This window comes from Pontibacter anaerobius (assembly GCF_026241195.1).
Classification (GTDB): Bacteria; Bacteroidota; Bacteroidia; order Cytophagales; family Hymenobacteraceae; genus Pontibacter; species Pontibacter anaerobius.
On the sequence record NZ_JAPFQO010000004.1, the window covers coordinates 134,858 to 152,691 of the forward strand.

14 protein-coding genes are annotated in these 17,834 nt (G+C 50.5%); 9 read left to right on the top strand and 5 right to left on the bottom strand.

Annotated elements, in window-relative coordinates; translation table 11 throughout:
- Positions 1-2: 2 nt before the first annotated feature.
- The 4 genes from OO017_RS08040 to OO017_RS08055 form a co-directional block, all read right to left on the bottom strand.
- On the bottom strand, positions 3-1,013 hold the full coding sequence (locus OO017_RS08040; protein ID WP_266051956.1) for an MDR/zinc-dependent alcohol dehydrogenase-like family protein: 1,011 nt from the start codon (positions 1,011-1,013) through the stop codon (positions 3-5).
- A complete protein-coding gene (locus tag OO017_RS08045; protein WP_266051957.1) occupies positions 937-3,081 on the bottom strand; it encodes an SDR family NAD(P)-dependent oxidoreductase in 2,145 nt (714 codons plus the stop codon). The genes OO017_RS08040 and OO017_RS08045 overlap by 77 nt, the downstream gene beginning before the upstream one ends.
- Before the next feature lie 38 nt (positions 3,082-3,119).
- Positions 3,120-4,238: an NAD-dependent epimerase/dehydratase family protein gene (locus OO017_RS08050; RefSeq protein WP_266051958.1), complete on the bottom strand. Its 1,119-nt coding sequence runs from the start codon at positions 4,236-4,238 to the stop codon at positions 3,120-3,122.
- An 89-nt stretch (positions 4,239-4,327) separates the two neighbouring features.
- Positions 4,328-5,032, bottom strand: a complete 705-nt coding sequence (locus OO017_RS08055) for an SDR family oxidoreductase (RefSeq protein WP_266051959.1) — start codon at positions 5,030-5,032, stop codon at positions 4,328-4,330.
- 318 nt (positions 5,033-5,350) lie between these two features.
- Between OO017_RS08055 and OO017_RS08060 the strand changes: the two genes are divergently transcribed.
- The 9 genes from OO017_RS08060 to OO017_RS08100 all read left to right on the top strand — a co-directional run bounded on the left by OO017_RS08060 (position 5,351) and on the right by OO017_RS08100 (position 16,952).
- Entirely contained in the window at positions 5,351-5,953 is a 603-nt protein-coding gene (locus OO017_RS08060) for a GNAT family N-acetyltransferase (protein WP_266051960.1), read from the top strand.
- 62 nt (positions 5,954-6,015) lie between these two features.
- Positions 6,016-6,603 (top strand): histidine phosphatase family protein, encoded by a 588-nt coding sequence (locus OO017_RS08065; RefSeq protein WP_266051961.1) that lies wholly within the window; start codon positions 6,016-6,018, stop codon positions 6,601-6,603.
- Between the two features lie 256 nt (positions 6,604-6,859).
- On the top strand, positions 6,860-9,886 hold the full coding sequence (locus OO017_RS08070; protein WP_266051962.1) for a SusC/RagA family TonB-linked outer membrane protein: 3,027 nt from the start codon (positions 6,860-6,862) through the stop codon (positions 9,884-9,886).
- A gap of 28 nt (positions 9,887-9,914) precedes the next feature.
- On the top strand, positions 9,915-11,309 hold the full coding sequence (locus tag OO017_RS08075; protein WP_266051963.1) for a RagB/SusD family nutrient uptake outer membrane protein: 1,395 nt from the start codon (positions 9,915-9,917) through the stop codon (positions 11,307-11,309).
- Between the two features lie 146 nt (positions 11,310-11,455).
- Positions 11,456-11,848, top strand: a complete 393-nt coding sequence (locus OO017_RS08080; protein ID WP_266051964.1) for a BlaI/MecI/CopY family transcriptional regulator — start codon at positions 11,456-11,458, stop codon at positions 11,846-11,848.
- Positions 11,832-13,130 carry a M56 family metallopeptidase gene (locus OO017_RS08085; RefSeq protein ID WP_266051965.1) on the top strand — a complete coding sequence of 433 codons (1,299 nt, stop codon included), beginning with the start codon at positions 11,832-11,834 and terminating at the stop codon, positions 13,128-13,130. Before OO017_RS08080 ends, OO017_RS08085 begins: the two co-directional genes overlap by 17 nt.
- 97 nt (positions 13,131-13,227) lie before the next feature.
- Positions 13,228-14,472, top strand: coding sequence for a TonB family protein (locus OO017_RS08090; RefSeq protein ID WP_266051966.1), 1,245 nt, complete (start codon positions 13,228-13,230; stop codon positions 14,470-14,472).
- Between the two features lie 202 nt (positions 14,473-14,674).
- Positions 14,675-16,120 carry a hypothetical protein gene (locus OO017_RS08095; RefSeq protein WP_266051967.1) on the top strand — a complete coding sequence of 482 codons (1,446 nt, stop codon included), beginning with the start codon at positions 14,675-14,677 and terminating at the stop codon, positions 16,118-16,120.
- Between the two features lie 136 nt (positions 16,121-16,256).
- Positions 16,257-16,952, top strand: coding sequence for an energy transducer TonB (locus OO017_RS08100; RefSeq protein WP_266051968.1), 696 nt, complete (start codon positions 16,257-16,259; stop codon positions 16,950-16,952).
- Between the two features lie 82 nt (positions 16,953-17,034).
- Here the strand turns inward: OO017_RS08100 and surE are convergent, their stop codons facing one another.
- Entirely contained in the window at positions 17,035-17,811 is a 777-nt protein-coding gene (surE, locus tag OO017_RS08105; RefSeq protein ID WP_266051969.1) for a 5'/3'-nucleotidase SurE, read from the bottom strand.
- Positions 17,812-17,834 lie beyond the last annotated feature (23 nt).

Genomic DNA, 17,834 nt, shown 5'->3' on the forward strand with positions numbered 1-17,834 from the left:
ATTTAAAAGGTTATTAGCGCTTTCACAAAACCGTCGGGGCGGTTGGTGAGGTTCTCGAATGCTTTATCGATATTATCTAAAGTATAACTGTGGGTATAAAGTGGGTCAGGGTTGATCTTGCCTTCCGCTACTGCTTCTACAGCTGCTTTTATACCTTTGATGTACTCTTTTGGATCGCGCTCATGCGCATTGATGACGTCGAGGCCGCGCCAGTTCCAAAGCTGAATGTTCACCTGGCGCATCCCGTCCTGATGGAAACCGGCGATGATCAGCCTGCCACGCTCTGCGGTCAGTTCACCTGCCAGGTTCAGCGGCCACTCCTTTCCGGTGCACTCTATTACGCGCTCGCAGAAGTTTCCGTTTGTCAGTTCCTTAACTTTTTCTATAATTTTATAATGATCATCCATTTTAATGATCTCATCAGCTCCGCACGCTGTGGCAACCTCCAGGGAGAAACCCCGCTGCGACACCGCGATAACCCTTGCGCCTGCGCTTTTAGCCAGCTGCACCAGCAGCGCCCCCAGGAAACCGATACCAAGTATGGCCACCGTCTGCCCTTCTTCAATCCCGCTGCGCTTAAAGATGTTCAGGGCACAGCCCAGCGGCTCTCCCGGAAAAGGTTTATCGGCCAGGCTCTCCGGCAGTTTCACCACCTTGTCGGCATCCGCCAGGTCATACGCGGCATAGGCGTTGTAGGATAAGGCTGCCACCCGATCCCCGGGCTTCACCTCCGTCACGCCCTCGCCCACGGCATCTACCACACCCCAGCCCTCATGGCCCGGATTACCGGCCTCTACCGGGTAGCTAAACCACTCGCGGCCCTCCCACACCGGTATGTTGGAGGCGCAGAGGCCGCAGCCCTGCAGCCGGATGCGCACCTGCCCAGCTTTTGGCCTGGGCAGGGCGGTTTCCTGAACTTTTATACTTTTCGGCGCCTCAATTACGGCGGCTTTCATGGTGGTAGCCTGGGTGCTGGCTACCTTCTTTTGGTTGTTTGTAAGCGTATCTTGCATGGGTTAGGCTACTGCGGCTTTTTTTAACAGGTTCTTCATCTTTCTCTAGTATCGAGGTAAGGGCCATGGGTACTTCAACACCCCGGTTCTCACATAGCCACTGATATAGCTTGGCTACGCCCTCCTGCACCGTGTGCTTCGGATACCAGCCGGTGGCTTTCTGAAACTTTCGTGTATCGGACACATAGTAGTGCTGGTCGCCGGGGCGCCAGTCGCCGAAGCGGAGCGGGATTTCCTGGCCCCGGTACTTGCTGATGGTCTTGAGAAGCTCCAGCAGGCTTACCGTGTTATCAGGTCCGCCGCCAATATTAAAGGCTTGCCCGCTTAAACTTTCTATCTGCTCCTGGGCCAGTAGGAAGGCGTCCACCAGGTCCTCCACGAAAAGGATATCGCGTACCTGCTTGCCATCCCCGTAGATGTTCACCGGCTCGCACTCAATGGCCTTGATGGCAAAATGCGCCACCCAACCCTGGTCTTCGTTGCCGTACTGGTGTGGGCCGTAGATGCAGCTCATCCGGAACACCGCCATCGGCAGGTTATAGGTGCGGGCATAGTCGATCACATATTGGTCGGCGGCACCTTTGGAGCAGCCGTAGGGGCTGTGGAAGTCAAGGTGGCGCTTTTCGGAGATGCCATACTTTTTCGTGCCCGTGTCCTCCGGGTAGTAGCGGGAGCCGTTGGAGATGAAGGTCATATCCTCCAGGCCACCGTATACTTTGTTCGTAGAGGTGAACACCAGCGGCGGCGGGTTGTCCTGTTCGCGTATTGCCTCCAGCACGTTTATAATACCCCGGGCGTTGATCTCGAAGTCGTTTATGGGCAAGTCCAGCGAGGTGGTGACGGCAACCTGGGCAGCAAAGTGGAAAACCTCCTCGGCACCCTTCATTACCTGGCGAACGGCCTGCATGTCGCGGATGTCGCCCACGTATACTTCCAGCCTGTCGCTATAGGTATCGTGCAGCCACTGCAGGTTCTGCTCCACGCCGTCGCGGCTCAGGCTATCGAACACCAGCACGCGTTTGCCCTGCTGTAGCAGGCGCTTGGCCAGGTTGGTACCCACAAAACCTGCGCCGCCGGTTATCAGCGAATATGGCTCTGTATGCTCGTTGAGCGTCCGTTTCACGTAGTCCAGCTTGTCTAGCTTTTTAAGCCCATGGCGTGCCCAGAGCCTGTACAGTAATTTGCTGGTGCCATCGGCGCGCTTCAGCCCGAAGTAGTACTCCCGATCGTCCAGATGGAAGCCCCCTACCGTCGGCAGGCTTGGGTCCAGGTCTTTTACAGCGTACCAATACACACGTGCGGCATCGGCCTTCAGCGCCTCCTTAAACTCCTGCAACTGTTTAAACTCATCGTGCTGCCAGGTTGAGAAGCCGGCTTCCGTGATCCAGAGTTCTGCCGTGCAGTTGTTGCGCTCCATTACCTCGCGCACAGCCTGTATATTGGTTTCCCAGCCATCCCACATCTGATCGAACACATACGGGAAGCCATGTATACCCACGGCATCAATGTACTTCATTACCCCGTGGTCATACATAGTTTGCAACCAGTTCGGATCGATGGGGCTCATGCCGCCCAGCAGGGTTTTCTTGCCCAGTTGCTGGCACCAGTAAGCCGCACCGCCTATCATTTCGGAGAATTTGTTCCAGCCGTAGTCATGCGTAAAGTCATACTCTACCATGTTGTTGGGCTCGTTCCAGAGCTCTACCCACTCGAAGTGCTCGCCATGCCTGGCGATAAACACATCCAGGAAATCGGCATACGCCTTCTTGTCTTTTGGAGGGGAAGAGGTGCGGGGCTTTTCGCCAATGCTGGGCGGCGTGTACAGGAAACACGGCAGTATGTTCACCTTGTTGGCCAGTGTAGGTATAAGCCAGTCGTACCAGTCTTTTCCTTCGGGAGTATAGTAGTCGGCCCAGGAAACACCGGTGCGCAACTCAGTTATGCCCAATTCCTGCAAGCTCGCCAACACTTCTTTTACATGCTCATACTCCCCTATTCTGAACCACTCCACAAGCCCCACCAAGGGCAGCGAGGACGTGTTGTTCTTTGCTCTATCGTCTATTTTCATATTTACTTGAATCCTATTTTGAGTACATAAACGGGTGCTTAAACCGTTAATCCGCGGGAGGCCAGTTCGGCACTTGCCTCACTTACACGGTCATGGGCAATCTGCCCTTCCAGCCAGTTGGCCAGTTCCTCCAGGCCGGCGTTAAACTCCACCTGCGGATAAAAGCCCAGTACTTCTTTGGCCAGGGAGATGTCGGCGTAGCAGTGGCGAATGTCTCCAACCCTATACTTGCCTGTTATTTCCGGCTTCCGCTCCGTCTTGCCCATCACGGTGGCCAATCGCTCCCCGATTTCCCGGATAGTATAGTTGTGACCGCTGCCCACGTTAAACACCTTGCCGTCGGCCTCTTCTTTCTCCATGGCAAGGCGGCAGGCCAGCGCCACATCGCGCACATGCACAAAGTCGCGCTGCTGGTAACCGTCTTCGAAAATCATGGGGGCATTGTTGTTTAAAAGGCGGGATGCAAAAATAGCCAGCACACCCGTGTAGGGGTTGGAGAGCGCCTGGCGAGTGCCGTACACATTAAAGAAGCGCATGGCCACTGTCGGGATATTGTAGGCGCGGCCCACCATCAGGCAAAGGCGCTCCTGGTCATACTTGGACAGTGCGTAAACAGAGGAGAGCGACGGTGTTTTGGACTCCGGCGTGGGCACCGGCTGCAGCTGCTCGCCCTGGGCGTTGTATAGCTCCCAATCAGCGGCCTTTAGCTGCTCCAGCGGGCGCTCCTGTACGCTTGTAAGCTCACCAGCGGGACTTTTATACATACCCTCGCCGTAGATGCTCATGCTACTGGCCACCACCAGCTTCTTCACCGGATTTTTAATGAGCGCCTCCAGCAGCACCGTAGTACCGATGTTGTTTACATCGGTGTACTCCCGCAGCTCATACATGCTCTGCCCCACACCCACCATGGCTGAGAAGTGGAAAACGTAGTCTACGCCCTCCAGCGCCCGTGCCACGTCTTCCGGGCTGCGCACATCCCCTATCATCAGTTCCACATCCTCGTGAAGGTAGTCGGGCCTTTTACAGTCTTTGCCGTGCACCTGCTCGCTCAGGTTATCCAGGGCTCTCACAGCATAACCCTGCTGCAACAGTTCATCGGCCAGGTGAGATCCAATGAATCCGGCTCCGCCGGTTATCAATACTTTGTTTTTCATAGTTCAGCGTTTACGGTCTGTTTCGTTTGTATATGATTAATCGGATGCTTCTATTTTTTTGAAGAAGAGGCGCTCGTACTGGCAGGCTGTTAAAAAACCTGCTCCGTTGGCCTGAGGGTGATGTTATTGATGGATACCCCCGGGGGCTGCCGCAGGGCATACAGAACGGCGTCGGCTACCTGGCTGGGGCTAAGGGCGCCATAGCCTATACTTTCCACTGTTTGGTAACCAGAGAGGCTGTTCTCAAAAAAAGGGGTGTCGGTTACGCCTGGCGCGACCACCGTTACGCGAATGGAGGGTAGCACCTCCTGCCGCAGCGTTTCGGCAATAACCTGCAGGGCGGTTTTAGTGGCGGCATAAACGCCTCCGTAAGGGTAAGCCTGCCCTGCAGCCACGGAAGTAACCAGCACCACGTCGCCCTGCCCCGCAGCTAGCATTCCCGGCACAAAGGCCCGGATCATGCGGAGCGTACCCATCAGGTTGGTATTGATCACCTGCTGCCACTTCTCAGGGTCGCCTTCGGTGAGTTTCTCGTGTATGCCCTGCCCGGCGCTGCAGACAAGCATATCGGGTGTGCCCAGCTGCTGCTGCACCTTTGCAAAAAGGGCATCTACGGCTCTTCCATCAGTTACATCGCAGGTATAAGGAATTGCTCCGGAGGGTAAGTTAACGGGCAGGTGCAGGTCGGCAATGGCAGTGTTTACGCCGTCTTCTGATAGCTGCTCCACAATGGCTTTTCCAATGCCTGAGCCGCCTCCACTTACTAGCGCTGTTTTTCCTTCTAAGTGCCGCACGTTTTCCGTTAAAGTTTGTCCTCCTGGTTAAAAATGTGGGTGCTTTAAAACTTTTAGGTAGAACGTAGTAGAATGATACAGGGTTATAGCTGCTGCTGCACTACTTTATAAAATCAGTTTAACTATCGGTATAGCTAGGTGGACAACAAAAAAATCCAAAAACTCATACTTGAAGCGTTGCATTAAAAAGGAGGAGAAGTTGAAATTTGCCGCTCATGCTTGTATGCACAAAGTAAGAAGAAAGATATAGCGCTCTCACGTCCATCGCTTGCCATTAAGTATAAACCCAGTAAATTACTGCCCAAAGCTATACTTGCCATGAATTTCCAGACAGACACTCCCCTGCAAGACAACCGCGTGGTGCTCCGCCGCTACCAACCTCTTGACCTAAACGAGTTACCTGCCATTGCCTTTGATGAGGATATATGGCGGTTTATGCCTAACAAGATCAGCACTGAAACCGAACTACTGGCCTGGGCGCAAACAGTGGAGCAGGGGTTTGAAAATGGTACCCGCTATACGTTCATGATCATAGACAAAGCCAGCGGCCAGCTTGCCGGCAGCACCAGCTACGGCAACATCTCGGTACCGGACAGACGCCTGGAGATTGGCTGGACCTGGCTGAGCAGCGCCTTCCGTGGAACCGGCCTTAACCGCCATTGCAAGTTCCTGCTGCTGCAGCACGCCTTCGAGCAACTGCAAATGGAGCGGGTAGAGCTGAAGACCGACGTACTTAACCAGCGCTCACGGCGCGCCATGCTGAAGATTGGCGCAACCGAAGAAGGTGTACTGCGCAGCCACACCCAGATGCACGACGGCCGACGCCGCGACACCATCTATTATAGTATCCTGCAACAGGAGTGGCCGGGCATAAAGCATAGCGTTTTTGCAGATTTTGCCCCAGCCATAAAACCATATTAGGGCAAAGGCAACCACAGCAGGGCATTACAGGTAATGTATACCTGTTACCAAAGCTGCTTTAATTGAATTCTTCCCCAAACCGAATTTTCCTTATCCGCCACGCAAAACCTAAGGTAGAGCGTGAAGGCTTTTTTGATGTAGAGGCGGCACGCCAGTACATTTCAGACTACGATACAGCCCAGGTAGAGGAGTTTGTGTTGCAGCACGAGGCTATCCCCTACAAACAGATCAAGAAAGTATACTGCAGCACACTCGTGCGCTCCCAGCTTACAGCACGCGCTATTTTCGGGGAGAAGGTAGAATTGAAGATAGACCATACTTTCAGGGAGTTTGAGCGGCGCATATTTACGTTGCCCCTGCTGCGCCTGCCTATAAAACTGTGGCTGCTGAGCGCCCGGCTGCTCTGGTTCCTGGGCTTCAACAGCCGCGACATCGAGACCTTCCGGCAAGCCCGTACCCGCGCCCGAAAAGCCGCCGAGCTGCTGGACGAGGATGCCCGACAAAACAATACGACCGTGCTTGTGGCCCACGGGCTGCTAAACAATTTTATCCGTCGCGAGTTAACCCGTTTAGGATGGCAGGCAAGTATAAAAGGCGGCAACAACTTTTTATCGGTGCATATAATGGAAAAGGCCGAACGCAAAGTTTAAAACCAGCCTGAAAACACTTTTTTGCTGGGAATTGACTTAATATCCCCCGTTTCAATAGCTAATTCATTGTCTATGTTCTCTTTGGTTGATTACCCGCTTGTGCAAAATATTTGACGCAACAGCTGCCTGGCGTACTATTATTTCGCATACAAATTTTATATTTACAGTATACTTTATTAATTTATTCAGATGTTTTTAAGAATGTCTAAACACTTTTCTAGTACCCTATTTATTATTTAAACCTAACGTACAAATTATGAAGAAAGAATTACTACTGAGTTTTCTGATGATCTTCGCACTTATGACAAGTGCGTGGGCTCAGGCTCAAACTGTATCAGGAAGGGTTACGGCAGCCTCTGATGGCTCTATACTGCCGGGGGTTACTGTTCTGGAGAAAGGTACTACCAATGGCATTACTACCGATGCTAACGGAGAGTACCGCCTGAACGTGCAGCCAAATGCTACGCTGGTATTTCGTTTTATAGGCATGACCACTCAGGAGGTACCTGTAAACGGCCGCGCTACTGTTGACGTGCAGCTTCGCGCTGACGAGAAGCAACTGCAGGAGGTAGTTGTAGTGGGTTACGGTACGCAGGAAAAGCGTGACGTAACTGGTTCAGTAGCCAGTGTGTCTGGTGAGGATCTGGAAAACGTACCTACCCCTAGCCTTGAGTCTGCCTTACAAGGCAGAGCTGCCGGTGTACAGATTGAGTCTGGTAGCGGTAAAGTTGGGCAGGGGATAAAAGTGCGTATCCGTGGTTCGGCTTCAGTTACGGCCAGCAATCAGCCACTTTACGTGGTGGATGGTATTCCGATCACCTCTGATAACCAAGGTATCGCCAACAACGAGCCTACCAACCCGCTTGCTGACCTTGACCCGAACGACATCGAGTCTATCGACATTCTGAAGGACGCCTCTTCTGCCTCAATTTACGGTTCAAGAGCTTCCAACGGTGTTGTGATCATTACTACTAAAAAAGGTAGAGCAGGCAAGACAAACTTTAACGTGGGTTACTCTGCAGGTGTGAGCAAGGCCACCAACAAAGTTGACTTCCTGAACGGCCCGGAATACAGCGAGCTGCTTAGAGAGTCTTTTGAGCGTTCCTCTACCATTGATTTCTACATTAATGACCTAGGTTTTTTTGCTGATGTGGACGACGCCATGGACTACTTCATACCGGAGTGGAGAAACCCTGTAAACTCTAACTGGCAGGATGAGGTGTTCCGTAACGGCTCTTACCAGGAAGTGAATGTGTCTGCCAGCGGCGGTAATGAGAAAACTACTTTTTATGTAGGTGGCTCATACAACGACCAGGAAGGGATACTGATCGGTAACGCGTTTGAGCGTATTAGCGGCCGTATCAACCTGGACCACAAAGCTTCTGACAAGATTACGGTTGGTGCTAACTTCAGCCTTGCAAGATCTGAGAATAACCGTGTTGCTAACGACAATGCCTTCGCAACTCCGCTTCAGATCGTTGCCCTGGCTCCAATCCAGCCAATACTGGATCCGGAAACAGGAGAATTGAACCCTAACACCATCTACTACAACGGTCTGATAGAGGCAAGAGACGCGTTTGATGACGCCAGAGTATACCGAAACATCAGCAAAGTATACGGTGCCCTCAACATCACGCCAAAACTGACATTCAGAAGTGAGTTCGGCCTCGACCTGTTAAACCAGGAAGAAGAATCTTACCAAGGCCGACAGACACAAGGTGGTGAGCCGGTTGGTGGTCTTGGAGAGATGAGAAATGTAAACGTAGTAAACTATACTACCAACAACTTCTTCAACTACAACACCGAGTTCGGTGATATCCATTCATTGGACGGAACTGTGGGTATGAGTTACCAGCGTTCTAATACAAACGCTACGTACGTATCCGGTCAGGGCTTCCCGAACGACGACTTCAAGAAGCTTGCCAGTGCCTCTGATATTACCTCTGGTTCTTCATCAGGTACGGCAAACTCACTGCTTTCATACTTTGCAAGAGCTAACTATAAGTTGTACGACAGATATCTGTTCTCGCTTAGCGCCCGTGTGGACGGTTCATCCCGCTTCGGTGCTGACAACAAGTATGGTGTGTTCCCGGCAATTGGCTTAGGCTGGATCGTGTCAGATGAGGCCTTTATGCAAGGAGTTGACTTCCTGAGCTTCCTGAAGCTGAAGACCAGCTACGGTATTACCGGTAACCAGGAGATTGGAAACTTCGACTCAAGAGGCCTTTATAGCGGCATCTCTTATGCCGGTACTTCAGGTATCATTCCAATTTCTGTTGAGAACCCTGACCTGCAGTGGGAAACTACAAAGCAGTTTGACGCTGGTGTAAGCTTTGGCTTGTTTAACGACCGCATTTCCGGTACTGTTGATTACTACCAGAAGAACACTGAAGACCTGCTGCTGAACGTACAGGTACCATCTACAACCGGTTTTACAAGCATTACCAAAAACGTGGGTAAGCTGGAGAACAAAGGTTGGGAAGTTAGCCTTACCACACAGAACCTGACGGGAGATTTCAGCTGGTCTACCACACTGAACTATGCCAGAAACAGAAATGAGATTACCGACCTACAGGGCCAGGTAATCAGAGCGGGTGCTATTAACCGCGCTGTGGAAGGGCAGCCTATTGGTGTGTTCTTCACGAAGAAGTATGCAGGCGTAGACCCACAGACCGGGGATGCCCTTTACTACCTGAACGCTGAGAGCGATGAAACCACAACTGACTATGGCGCTGCTGAAGAGCAGGTGGTAGGTGACCCGAACCCTGACTTTCAGGGTGGTTTACTGAACAACTTCTCGTTCAAAGGTTTCGACCTGAGCGTGCTGCTACAGTTTGTATCCGGCAACGAAATATACAATAATGCGGGCCGTTTCCAGTCAGCCAACATGGATTACCTGGACAACCAGACAAGCGACCAGCTGGACAGATGGCAGCAGCCAGGCGACATCACAGATGTGCCTGAAGCCCGCTTCCTGGATGGCAACGGTACAGCTACATCCTCCCGCTGGATCTATGATGGTTCTTACCTGCGCGGCAAGAACCTGACCCTGGGTTATACTTTACCGAAGGATATTGCCGGAAAGGCACACATGTCCAGCGTGCGTGTATACTTAACAGCTCAGAATTTCTTCACTATTACAGACTACCCAGGTTGGGACCCGGAAGTTAACACACAGGGCACAGGCCCAAATGCTCAGCGATCTAACATAGGAGCCGGTACGGACTTCTATACAGCTCCACAGGCTAAAACGCTTGCAGTAGGTGTAAACTTCGGATTCTAAACAGATTACAACTAAGACAAATTAGAGTATGAAACTGAAAAATATATTAAGCAAAGGATTGGGTTTTACGGCACTGAGCGTGCTTGCGCTGGTTTCCTCCTGCGATAATAAACTCGACATTGATCCGCAGCAGTCCATCGGTTCTGACGTAGCTCTTTCTACGCCGGAGGGAGTGCAGACAGCCCTGATCGGTGCCTATGAGAGGCTACAGGGCGGCCAACTGTATGGCACAAACCTTAACCTGGTAAGTGAGCTATTAGCTGCATCCGGAGCGGAGCTGCAGTGGTCAGGTACATTCCTAGGTTATCGCCAGCTTTTCGGCAAAACCACTGTGGCAGACAACTCAGAGGCAACCAGGACCTGGATAAGGGCTTACGAGACCATCAACATTGCCAACAACGTAATTGCCAGTGTAGATGTGTTTGAGGATGAAACTACAAGAGACAGGGTACTGGGTGAGGCGCTCTTCATCAGAGGCATCGTTTACTTTGAGCTGATTCAGCTCTACGGCCTGCCTTGGTCTGCCGGCAATCAAGCATCTAACCCAGGTGTTCCGCTGATACTTGAGCCAACTCAGGCTATTTCTGATGCAGACAATGTTAGCAGAGCTTCCGTAGCGGATGTGTATGCACAATTGCTGGATGACCTGACAAGAGCAAAAACATTGCTTCCGGAGTCTAATGGTACAAGAGCCAACACCTATGTGGCAAGCGCCTTCCTGGCACGTGTATACCTCCAGCAGGCTGATGCCTCTAACAATGCTGATGAAGCCTTCGATATGGCCGGCGCAGAAGCGGATCGCGTAATTGAGTCTGGAAAATACTCCCTTACGCAAAACTATACGGAAGCATTTAATAATGCTGCCAACATTTCTGAGTATGTATTTGCCATTCAGCAAAATCAGCAAAGCAATGCCGGTTCGTCTAACGATGGCCTGGCTACTTTCTATGCCGACTTTAATGGTGTAGGCCGTGGTGATGTTGACCTCTCGCCTAACTATGTTGACAACCTGTATGCTGAAGGTGATGAACGCCTGGATGTATTCTATGTAGATGATAACGGTGTGCTGAGAAATGGCAAATACCTTGATCCTTTCACAAACATAGCTGTAATCCGTGTAGCTGAGATGTACCTGATCAGAGCAGAAGCCGCTTTCAGAAATGGTGACCTGGAGCAGGCTCTGGAAGATATCAACACCGTTAGAACAAGGGCAAACCTTGCTCCGCTGGCGCTTGTTACGCTGGAGGATATACTTCAGGAGAGAAGAAGAGAACTGGCTTTTGAGGGACTGGCCCTGTATGATGTAAAACGTTTGCGAAACTCGGTGGGTAACCTGGCTTACAATGCACCAAAGCTGGTGCTGCCAATTCCACAGCGTGAGATCGACGTTAATCCAAACATTACCCAAAACCCATCATACTAAGTTGTTCCTAAGTATAAACCTAAAGCGGCCCCTGCACATGCAAGGGCCGCTTTTTTTATAAAGCTTGCATTAAAACTAAACTTTTAGTTTGTAAACTAAGTATATAGTTATATATTTACTACAGAACTACAGCTACTTATACTTATATGAAAGAACTGACCAAAGCCGAGGAAGAAATTATGCAGGTGCTCTGGAAGCTGGACCGGGCCTTTGTGCGCGACATCCTGGAGGAGCTGCCGGAGCCGAAACCTGCCTATAATACCGTGTCCACCATCGTGCGTATACTGGAGACAAAGGGTTTTGTGGGGCACGAGGCCTTTGGCAAGTCGCACCAGTACTACCCGCTGGTAGACCAGAACAAGTATAAAAGCTTCTTCCTGAAGAACTTTATGAGTGGCTACTTCGGGGGATCTTTCGAGCGGCTTGTCTCCTTCTTTGCCAAGGACAATAACCTGGATGTAAAGGAGCTGGACGAGCTGATGAAGCATGTAAAACAAGACCTGGATCAAGACGAGAATAACAATGGAAGAGCTTCTTAACTACGCCATCAAGGCCGGCATCGGGCTGTTGGTGCTGTATCTGTTCTACTACGCGCTGCTGCGCCGCCAGAACAACTTTGCCTTTAACCGGGCTTACCTCCTGGCTGCCCCGCTGGTGGCACTGTTCCTCCCGCTGCTTAGCTGGCCAGCCATACTTGCCCCGGACACATTGGTAAGCCAGACACTGCAGGCAGTGCAGCTTAGCGAGGTAGTCGTAACCGCCTACCGGCCTGAGGCCGCGGCGGCAACAGGCGCAGCCTCCTCCCTGAGCACCATACTTACCATTTTATACTTTACAGGCCTGGTACTGATCCTAACAAAGTTGGGGCGGCAGCTCTGGCAGATTCGGCAGTTAAAAGCTGCATCTACCCCTGTGCTGGTCGAAGTGCCCGCGGAGGTTTTTCAGCTCCAGAGCCACTACCCCGCCTTTGCCTTTGGCAACAGCATTTTCCTGAGCAGGCAGCAGGAGCAGCTAAACCGGCAGGAGCAGGAACAGGTACTGGCCCATGAGTTGGCGCATGTGGAGCTTGGCCATACCTGGGATGTGCTGTTCTATGAAATACTCTCGGCCATACTTTGGTTTCACCCGGCCATTTGGTTAATAAAAGAGGAGCTGCGCGATGTGCACGAGTACCAGGCCGATGCCGCTGTGGTAAAGGAGCACCAAACCCAGAAGTATACTTCGCTGCTCTCAAGAGAGGCGCTGCTAAGTATGGGCTTGCCGGTAGGCAGCCACTTCACCAAACCACAGGTGCTCAAGCGCCTGCACATGCTGCAACGGCAAGGCCAGAAACCCGGCTGGCTGCGTCCGCTGCTCACGCTCCCGCTTCTGGCTGGTCTGGCTTTTATACTTGCACGCCAACAGGTTACGGCAGAGAAACAAAGCATCACCACTACCACTCAGGCACCATCCCCAACCGAGGCCCTGGTGCCTGCTTTAGAGTCGCCCTCCTCCACCAAAGAAAAGCCTTATACTTTTGTGGAGCAAATGCCCACTTTCGAGGGCGGCGAAACGGAGCTGATGAAGTTCCTGGGCAAAAACGTTCGCTACCCGAAACAGGCGCAGCAGGCCGGTACCGAGGGGCTGGTAGTGCTGAGCTTTGTGGTGGAAGATGATGGCTCGCTGCATGAGATTCAGGTGCTAAAAGGCGTGGAGCCAAGTATAGATGCTGAAGCCATGCGTGTCGTTGAAATGATGGACGGCAAGTGGAGCCCGGGTACACAGAACGGCAAGCCTGTTCCGGTACGCTATACCTTGCCAGTGCGCTTCGCCATGAAATAAACCATACCCCATCCTTACTCTTTACCTTTTTTCAGCCTGTTCGGGCTGGGGCAGGATAACTATTGCCTTTTCTCAAACCTTAAAACATACACAAACCATGAAAAACACATTCAAACAACTCACTACCGCAGCACTGTTAAGTATGGCTCTACTCGCCGCTGCACCTTCTGCACATGCCCAGAAAGCCGAAAAGCCTTATACTGTAGTAGAGCAGATGCCAACCTTTAAAGGAGGCGAGAACGAACTGATGAAGTTCCTGGGAACCAACATCCACTACCCTGAGGATGCCGTGAAAGCCGGTGTACAGGGCCTGGTGGTACTGAGCTTTGTGATAGATGCCAACGGATCCGTAAGTGATGTGCAGGTGGTAAAACCACTCAGCACCAGCACCGATGCCGAAGCCACCCGTGTTGTAAAACTGACGGATAACAAGTGGGTGCCCGGCAAGCAAGGCGGGAAGGTTGTAGCCGTAAAGTATACCTTGCCCATTCGCTTCGCCATAAAGGAAGAGCAGAAAGGTACCGCCACACCAGACCAGCAGCCGCAGTTTAAAGGCGGGCAGGAAGCCCTGATGCGCTCCATCAACCAGAAGCTGAAAATGCCGCAGGAAGCTAAAAAGGAAAACCTGGACGCCCGGGTGGTGGTGAAATTCACGGTGGAGAAAGATGGCAGTGTATCGAACATACAACTGGCAAACACCAAACTAAAGAAAACCGTTGGCCCGGATGCCAAGCTTGATTACATGGATGCCTCTACGTTTAACCTGCAGAACAAAACCATACTTGCCAAGCTGGCTGAAGCTGCCGCCGAAGCCGTGAAAGTAACCTCCGGCCAATGGCAACCCGCTACCAAAAACGGCACACCGGTAGCCGCTGAAATGTACCTGCCCGTGCAGTTTATGGGTTCTGAGATAGAAAACGATGGCTCTTCGCATATCTCGCCGGCAAAGCAGAAGGCGGAGCAGCACAAGAGTGCCTATACGTATGAGGAGGTGGAGGTAAAGCCACAACTGAAGAATGGGCCGCTGGAGAAGCATATTGCCAAAAACCTGCGCTACCCGACCAACACAGACTTTGAAGGCGATGTAATGGTAAAGCTGGTGATAGACGAAACCGGCAGAATGCTTGCGCCCATGGCTGCCAGCGAAGACAAAAGTATAACAGATGAGATTTTCCGCGTGCTCGACCTAACCAGGGAGAACTGGATAGCAGGTAAAGTGGATGGCACACCCGTTACCACCCTCCGAAACCTGAACATCCGCTTCGTTCAAAAAGATAGGAAGCAAGTAGCAACTGCCAGCGCCGCAAAGCCTGCTGATGTGATTGTGACAAGGCACAGGTAAGTAATAATTTATCATAAGGGTAAAATTACTCCTATAATTAAGGCCACATTAAAAGCTAAAAAGGCATGCTTAAGAGTAGATATGTTATTATTGTAGTCATGTTTTTTTGTCCTGTACTCAGCGGGTTCACAGAGACTTCGCCGCTAACAGATTCGTAAAGAACTATAATACGCACATCATCAATGATTCTCTTCAACTGTATTTGAATTCACCCGGAGACATCACCTACATTACAGAAAGGAAAGCTCTTTCTAAAATCATTCGGAAAAGAAAAAGCACTTATAGCAATGTGTTGCTTTTTGGAAAAACTAACTTAGATCCATTTTATGAGTATTTCTTAATTTTAGATGATCCAGCTGTTCCAAAAATAGGCATCCAAGAGAATACCATCATTTTAGATACCATACTAAATAATCATACGGTCAGTCTAATAGCTAAGAGCTTGGATCAGGATACTGTAGCTTTCAAGGCAGACATAAATACTATATTTTACAGTATTCAGATCGGTCCAAGTTATCGCAAGGATATTTCTACTGTTATAGATATCGTTTCAAAGTACCGTGGTTCAAACAGGTTCATCGAAGCATATGAAGAAATAAAAAAGTATCCCGCCTATGATGAAAGTGAGGAGTGGGTAAAACTGCAAATGCAGCTTACCTATGCCTCTTTCTTAGAGAATCATTACGAGTATGATAAATTAATGAACAGATTTACTCCAAAAAGTATTCAGGACTCAATAAGCCAGATTATCCAACAGAACCTGATACCTGCACCTAAGGTTTATGAAGAAATCACGACAAAAGCAAAATTGACCAATTTAGTAATGGTCAATGAGAATCACTTTATGCCACAGCACCGACAATTTGTCTACAGCTTATTACCCGCACTAAGAGAAATTGGCTACAAGTATCTGGCTCTCGAGGCTTTAGGCAAAGAACAGGACAGTCTTTTGAACAAAGAGGGAGGATTTCCGACTCTTGAAACTGGTTTCTACACAAGAGAGCAGCATTTTGCTAACCTATTGAGGTATGCCAAAACCTTAGGCTTCGAATTTGTAGCTTATGAAAGCGACGGCTCAATGGATCGAGAACTTGGACAAGCCCAGAATCTCTATAATAAGACGATAGGACGTGATAAAAATGCTAAAGTTCTACTATTAGGCGGAATAGACCATATATTGGAACAGCCAACTGAAAAGGGTAAGATGTGGTTGGGTGCTATACTTCATGAGGAATATGGTATCGATCCCTTAACCATAAGCCAAACCCATTTAAACAAGTACAGAAAGTTCTTTAAAGAAGAAATAGCTATGGTAGAGGGGCGACACTTCAAAAACCGGCTTCTTGCCGTAGACTATCACCTGCTAGATAATATGTCACATTCGTTGACAGATGAGCAAGAGGCTAACTTCACTTATAAAAACAAATACTCGTTTCCGGTGCAGCTTACCTTCTTCTTAGCTGAAGAGTTGGCGCATGAATATGATTACAAAGACAAAACGCCTGTTCATGCAATTTATTTGAAACCTAATGAAAGGGCTACCTTGAAGCTGCCTCCAAAAGACTTTTACCTTATTCTTTTTGACGCAAACGGTAAAGAGGTAGGAAACAAAATGGTATCTGCTTTAAACAGGGATCATAAGCGATAAAAGTAAAGGAGCCTTGGTGAAGCACATTGCCTAGAACCTGCACAATCCGCCGATGTGATTGTGACAAAGCACAGCAAATAATTATCATAAATATCAACTATATGCTATTTTTATACTTTGAACCCAGATAGTTGATATGAACAACAAACTCTTTCCTGCCGCGCTGCTTTTTGCGGCTACCCTGATCACAGCCCCTGCCCTCGCCCAAAAACAAGACACGGACGAGCCAATTTATACTTACGTAGAGCAAATGCCGGTTTTTGAGGGCGGCATGGGTGCCATGATGCAGTTCATCGGCTCCCAGGTAACCTACTCCAACACACAGCCAGAGGGCATGGTTGTCCTAAGTTTTATCGTGGATAAAGATGGCTCTGTGGATAGTGTGCACGTGGTAAAAAGCTTGGACCCGGCGCTGGATGCTGCCTGCGTAAATGCTGTAAATGCCATGAGCGGCAAATGGACGTCGGGCGTACAGAAGGGAGAACCTGTAGCGGTTCGGTTTACCCTGCCCGTTAAGTTTGGCAAATCTGACCTGAAAGACAGCGGCCCTGAAACCATGCCGGAGTACAAAGGAGGTGCTGCTGCATTCAAGGCATTCATGAAAAAGAACGCCAAATACCCACGCAAAGGTACCAAGCATGGCACCGTTGTGGTTTCGTTTGTCATTCATGAAGATGGATCCCTGAGCGACTATCAAATAGAAAGTAGTGTGGAGCCTGTACTGGATAAAGAAGCGTTGCGACTGGCCAGGCTAACGGAAGGCAATTGGCTGCCTGCGGTTAAAGACGGAGAGAAAGTGAAGGTAACCTATACCATGCCGGTATACTTCTAATACCTCCCCGCACAAAGTATAACGTATAAATGCCCTGCTGATTGAGTTTAGCAGGGCATTTATACGTTGGTTTAAGCGTAGTCTAGAAATCCCATTCCTCGTTGATCATGCTAATGGTATGGTGAGCGGTCATGTCGAACTGGCACGGCACGATGGAGATGTAGTTGTTCACCAGGGCCCACTCATCGGTGTCCTCGCCTTTGTCGAAATTCACGAAGCTTCCCGTCATCCAGTAATACTTGCGGTTGTGCGGGTCCAGGCGCTCGTCAAACTCCTCTTGCCACTTGGCGCGGGCCTGGCGGCAGATTTTAATGCCCTTTATCGGCTCCTCACTCTTCTTCGGGATATTCACGTTCAGGGTCGTGTTATCCGGGATCCCCTTGGCAATCGCCTCACGGATGATCTTCTCCACATACTCCTCCACATGCGAGAAATCTGCGCCGTGGCCGTAATCGCAAAGCGAGAACCCGATGGCCGGCAAGCCCTCGATGGCCGCCTCGATGGCCGCAGACATGGTGCCGGAGTAAAGCACGCTGATGCTGGAGTTGGAGCCGTGGTTAATGCCGCTCACCACCAGGTCGGGCTGACGGTCGCGCAGCACGTGGTGCTTGGCCAGTTTTACGCAGTCGGCTGGCGTGCCGGAGCACTCGTAAGCCTCTATGCCCAGATCCTCGAACGCAATGGATTTATCTAAACGAAGCGTGTTTCCGATGGTGATGGCGTGCCCCATACCCGACTGCGGCGAATCCGGCGCCACTACCACTACCTCCCCTATCTTCATGGCCACACGCACCAGCGTACGGATGCCCGGGGCTGTAATGCCGTCGTCGTTAGAAACTAATATTAATGGTTTAGCCATTTTAATTATTTAAAGTTGGTGTT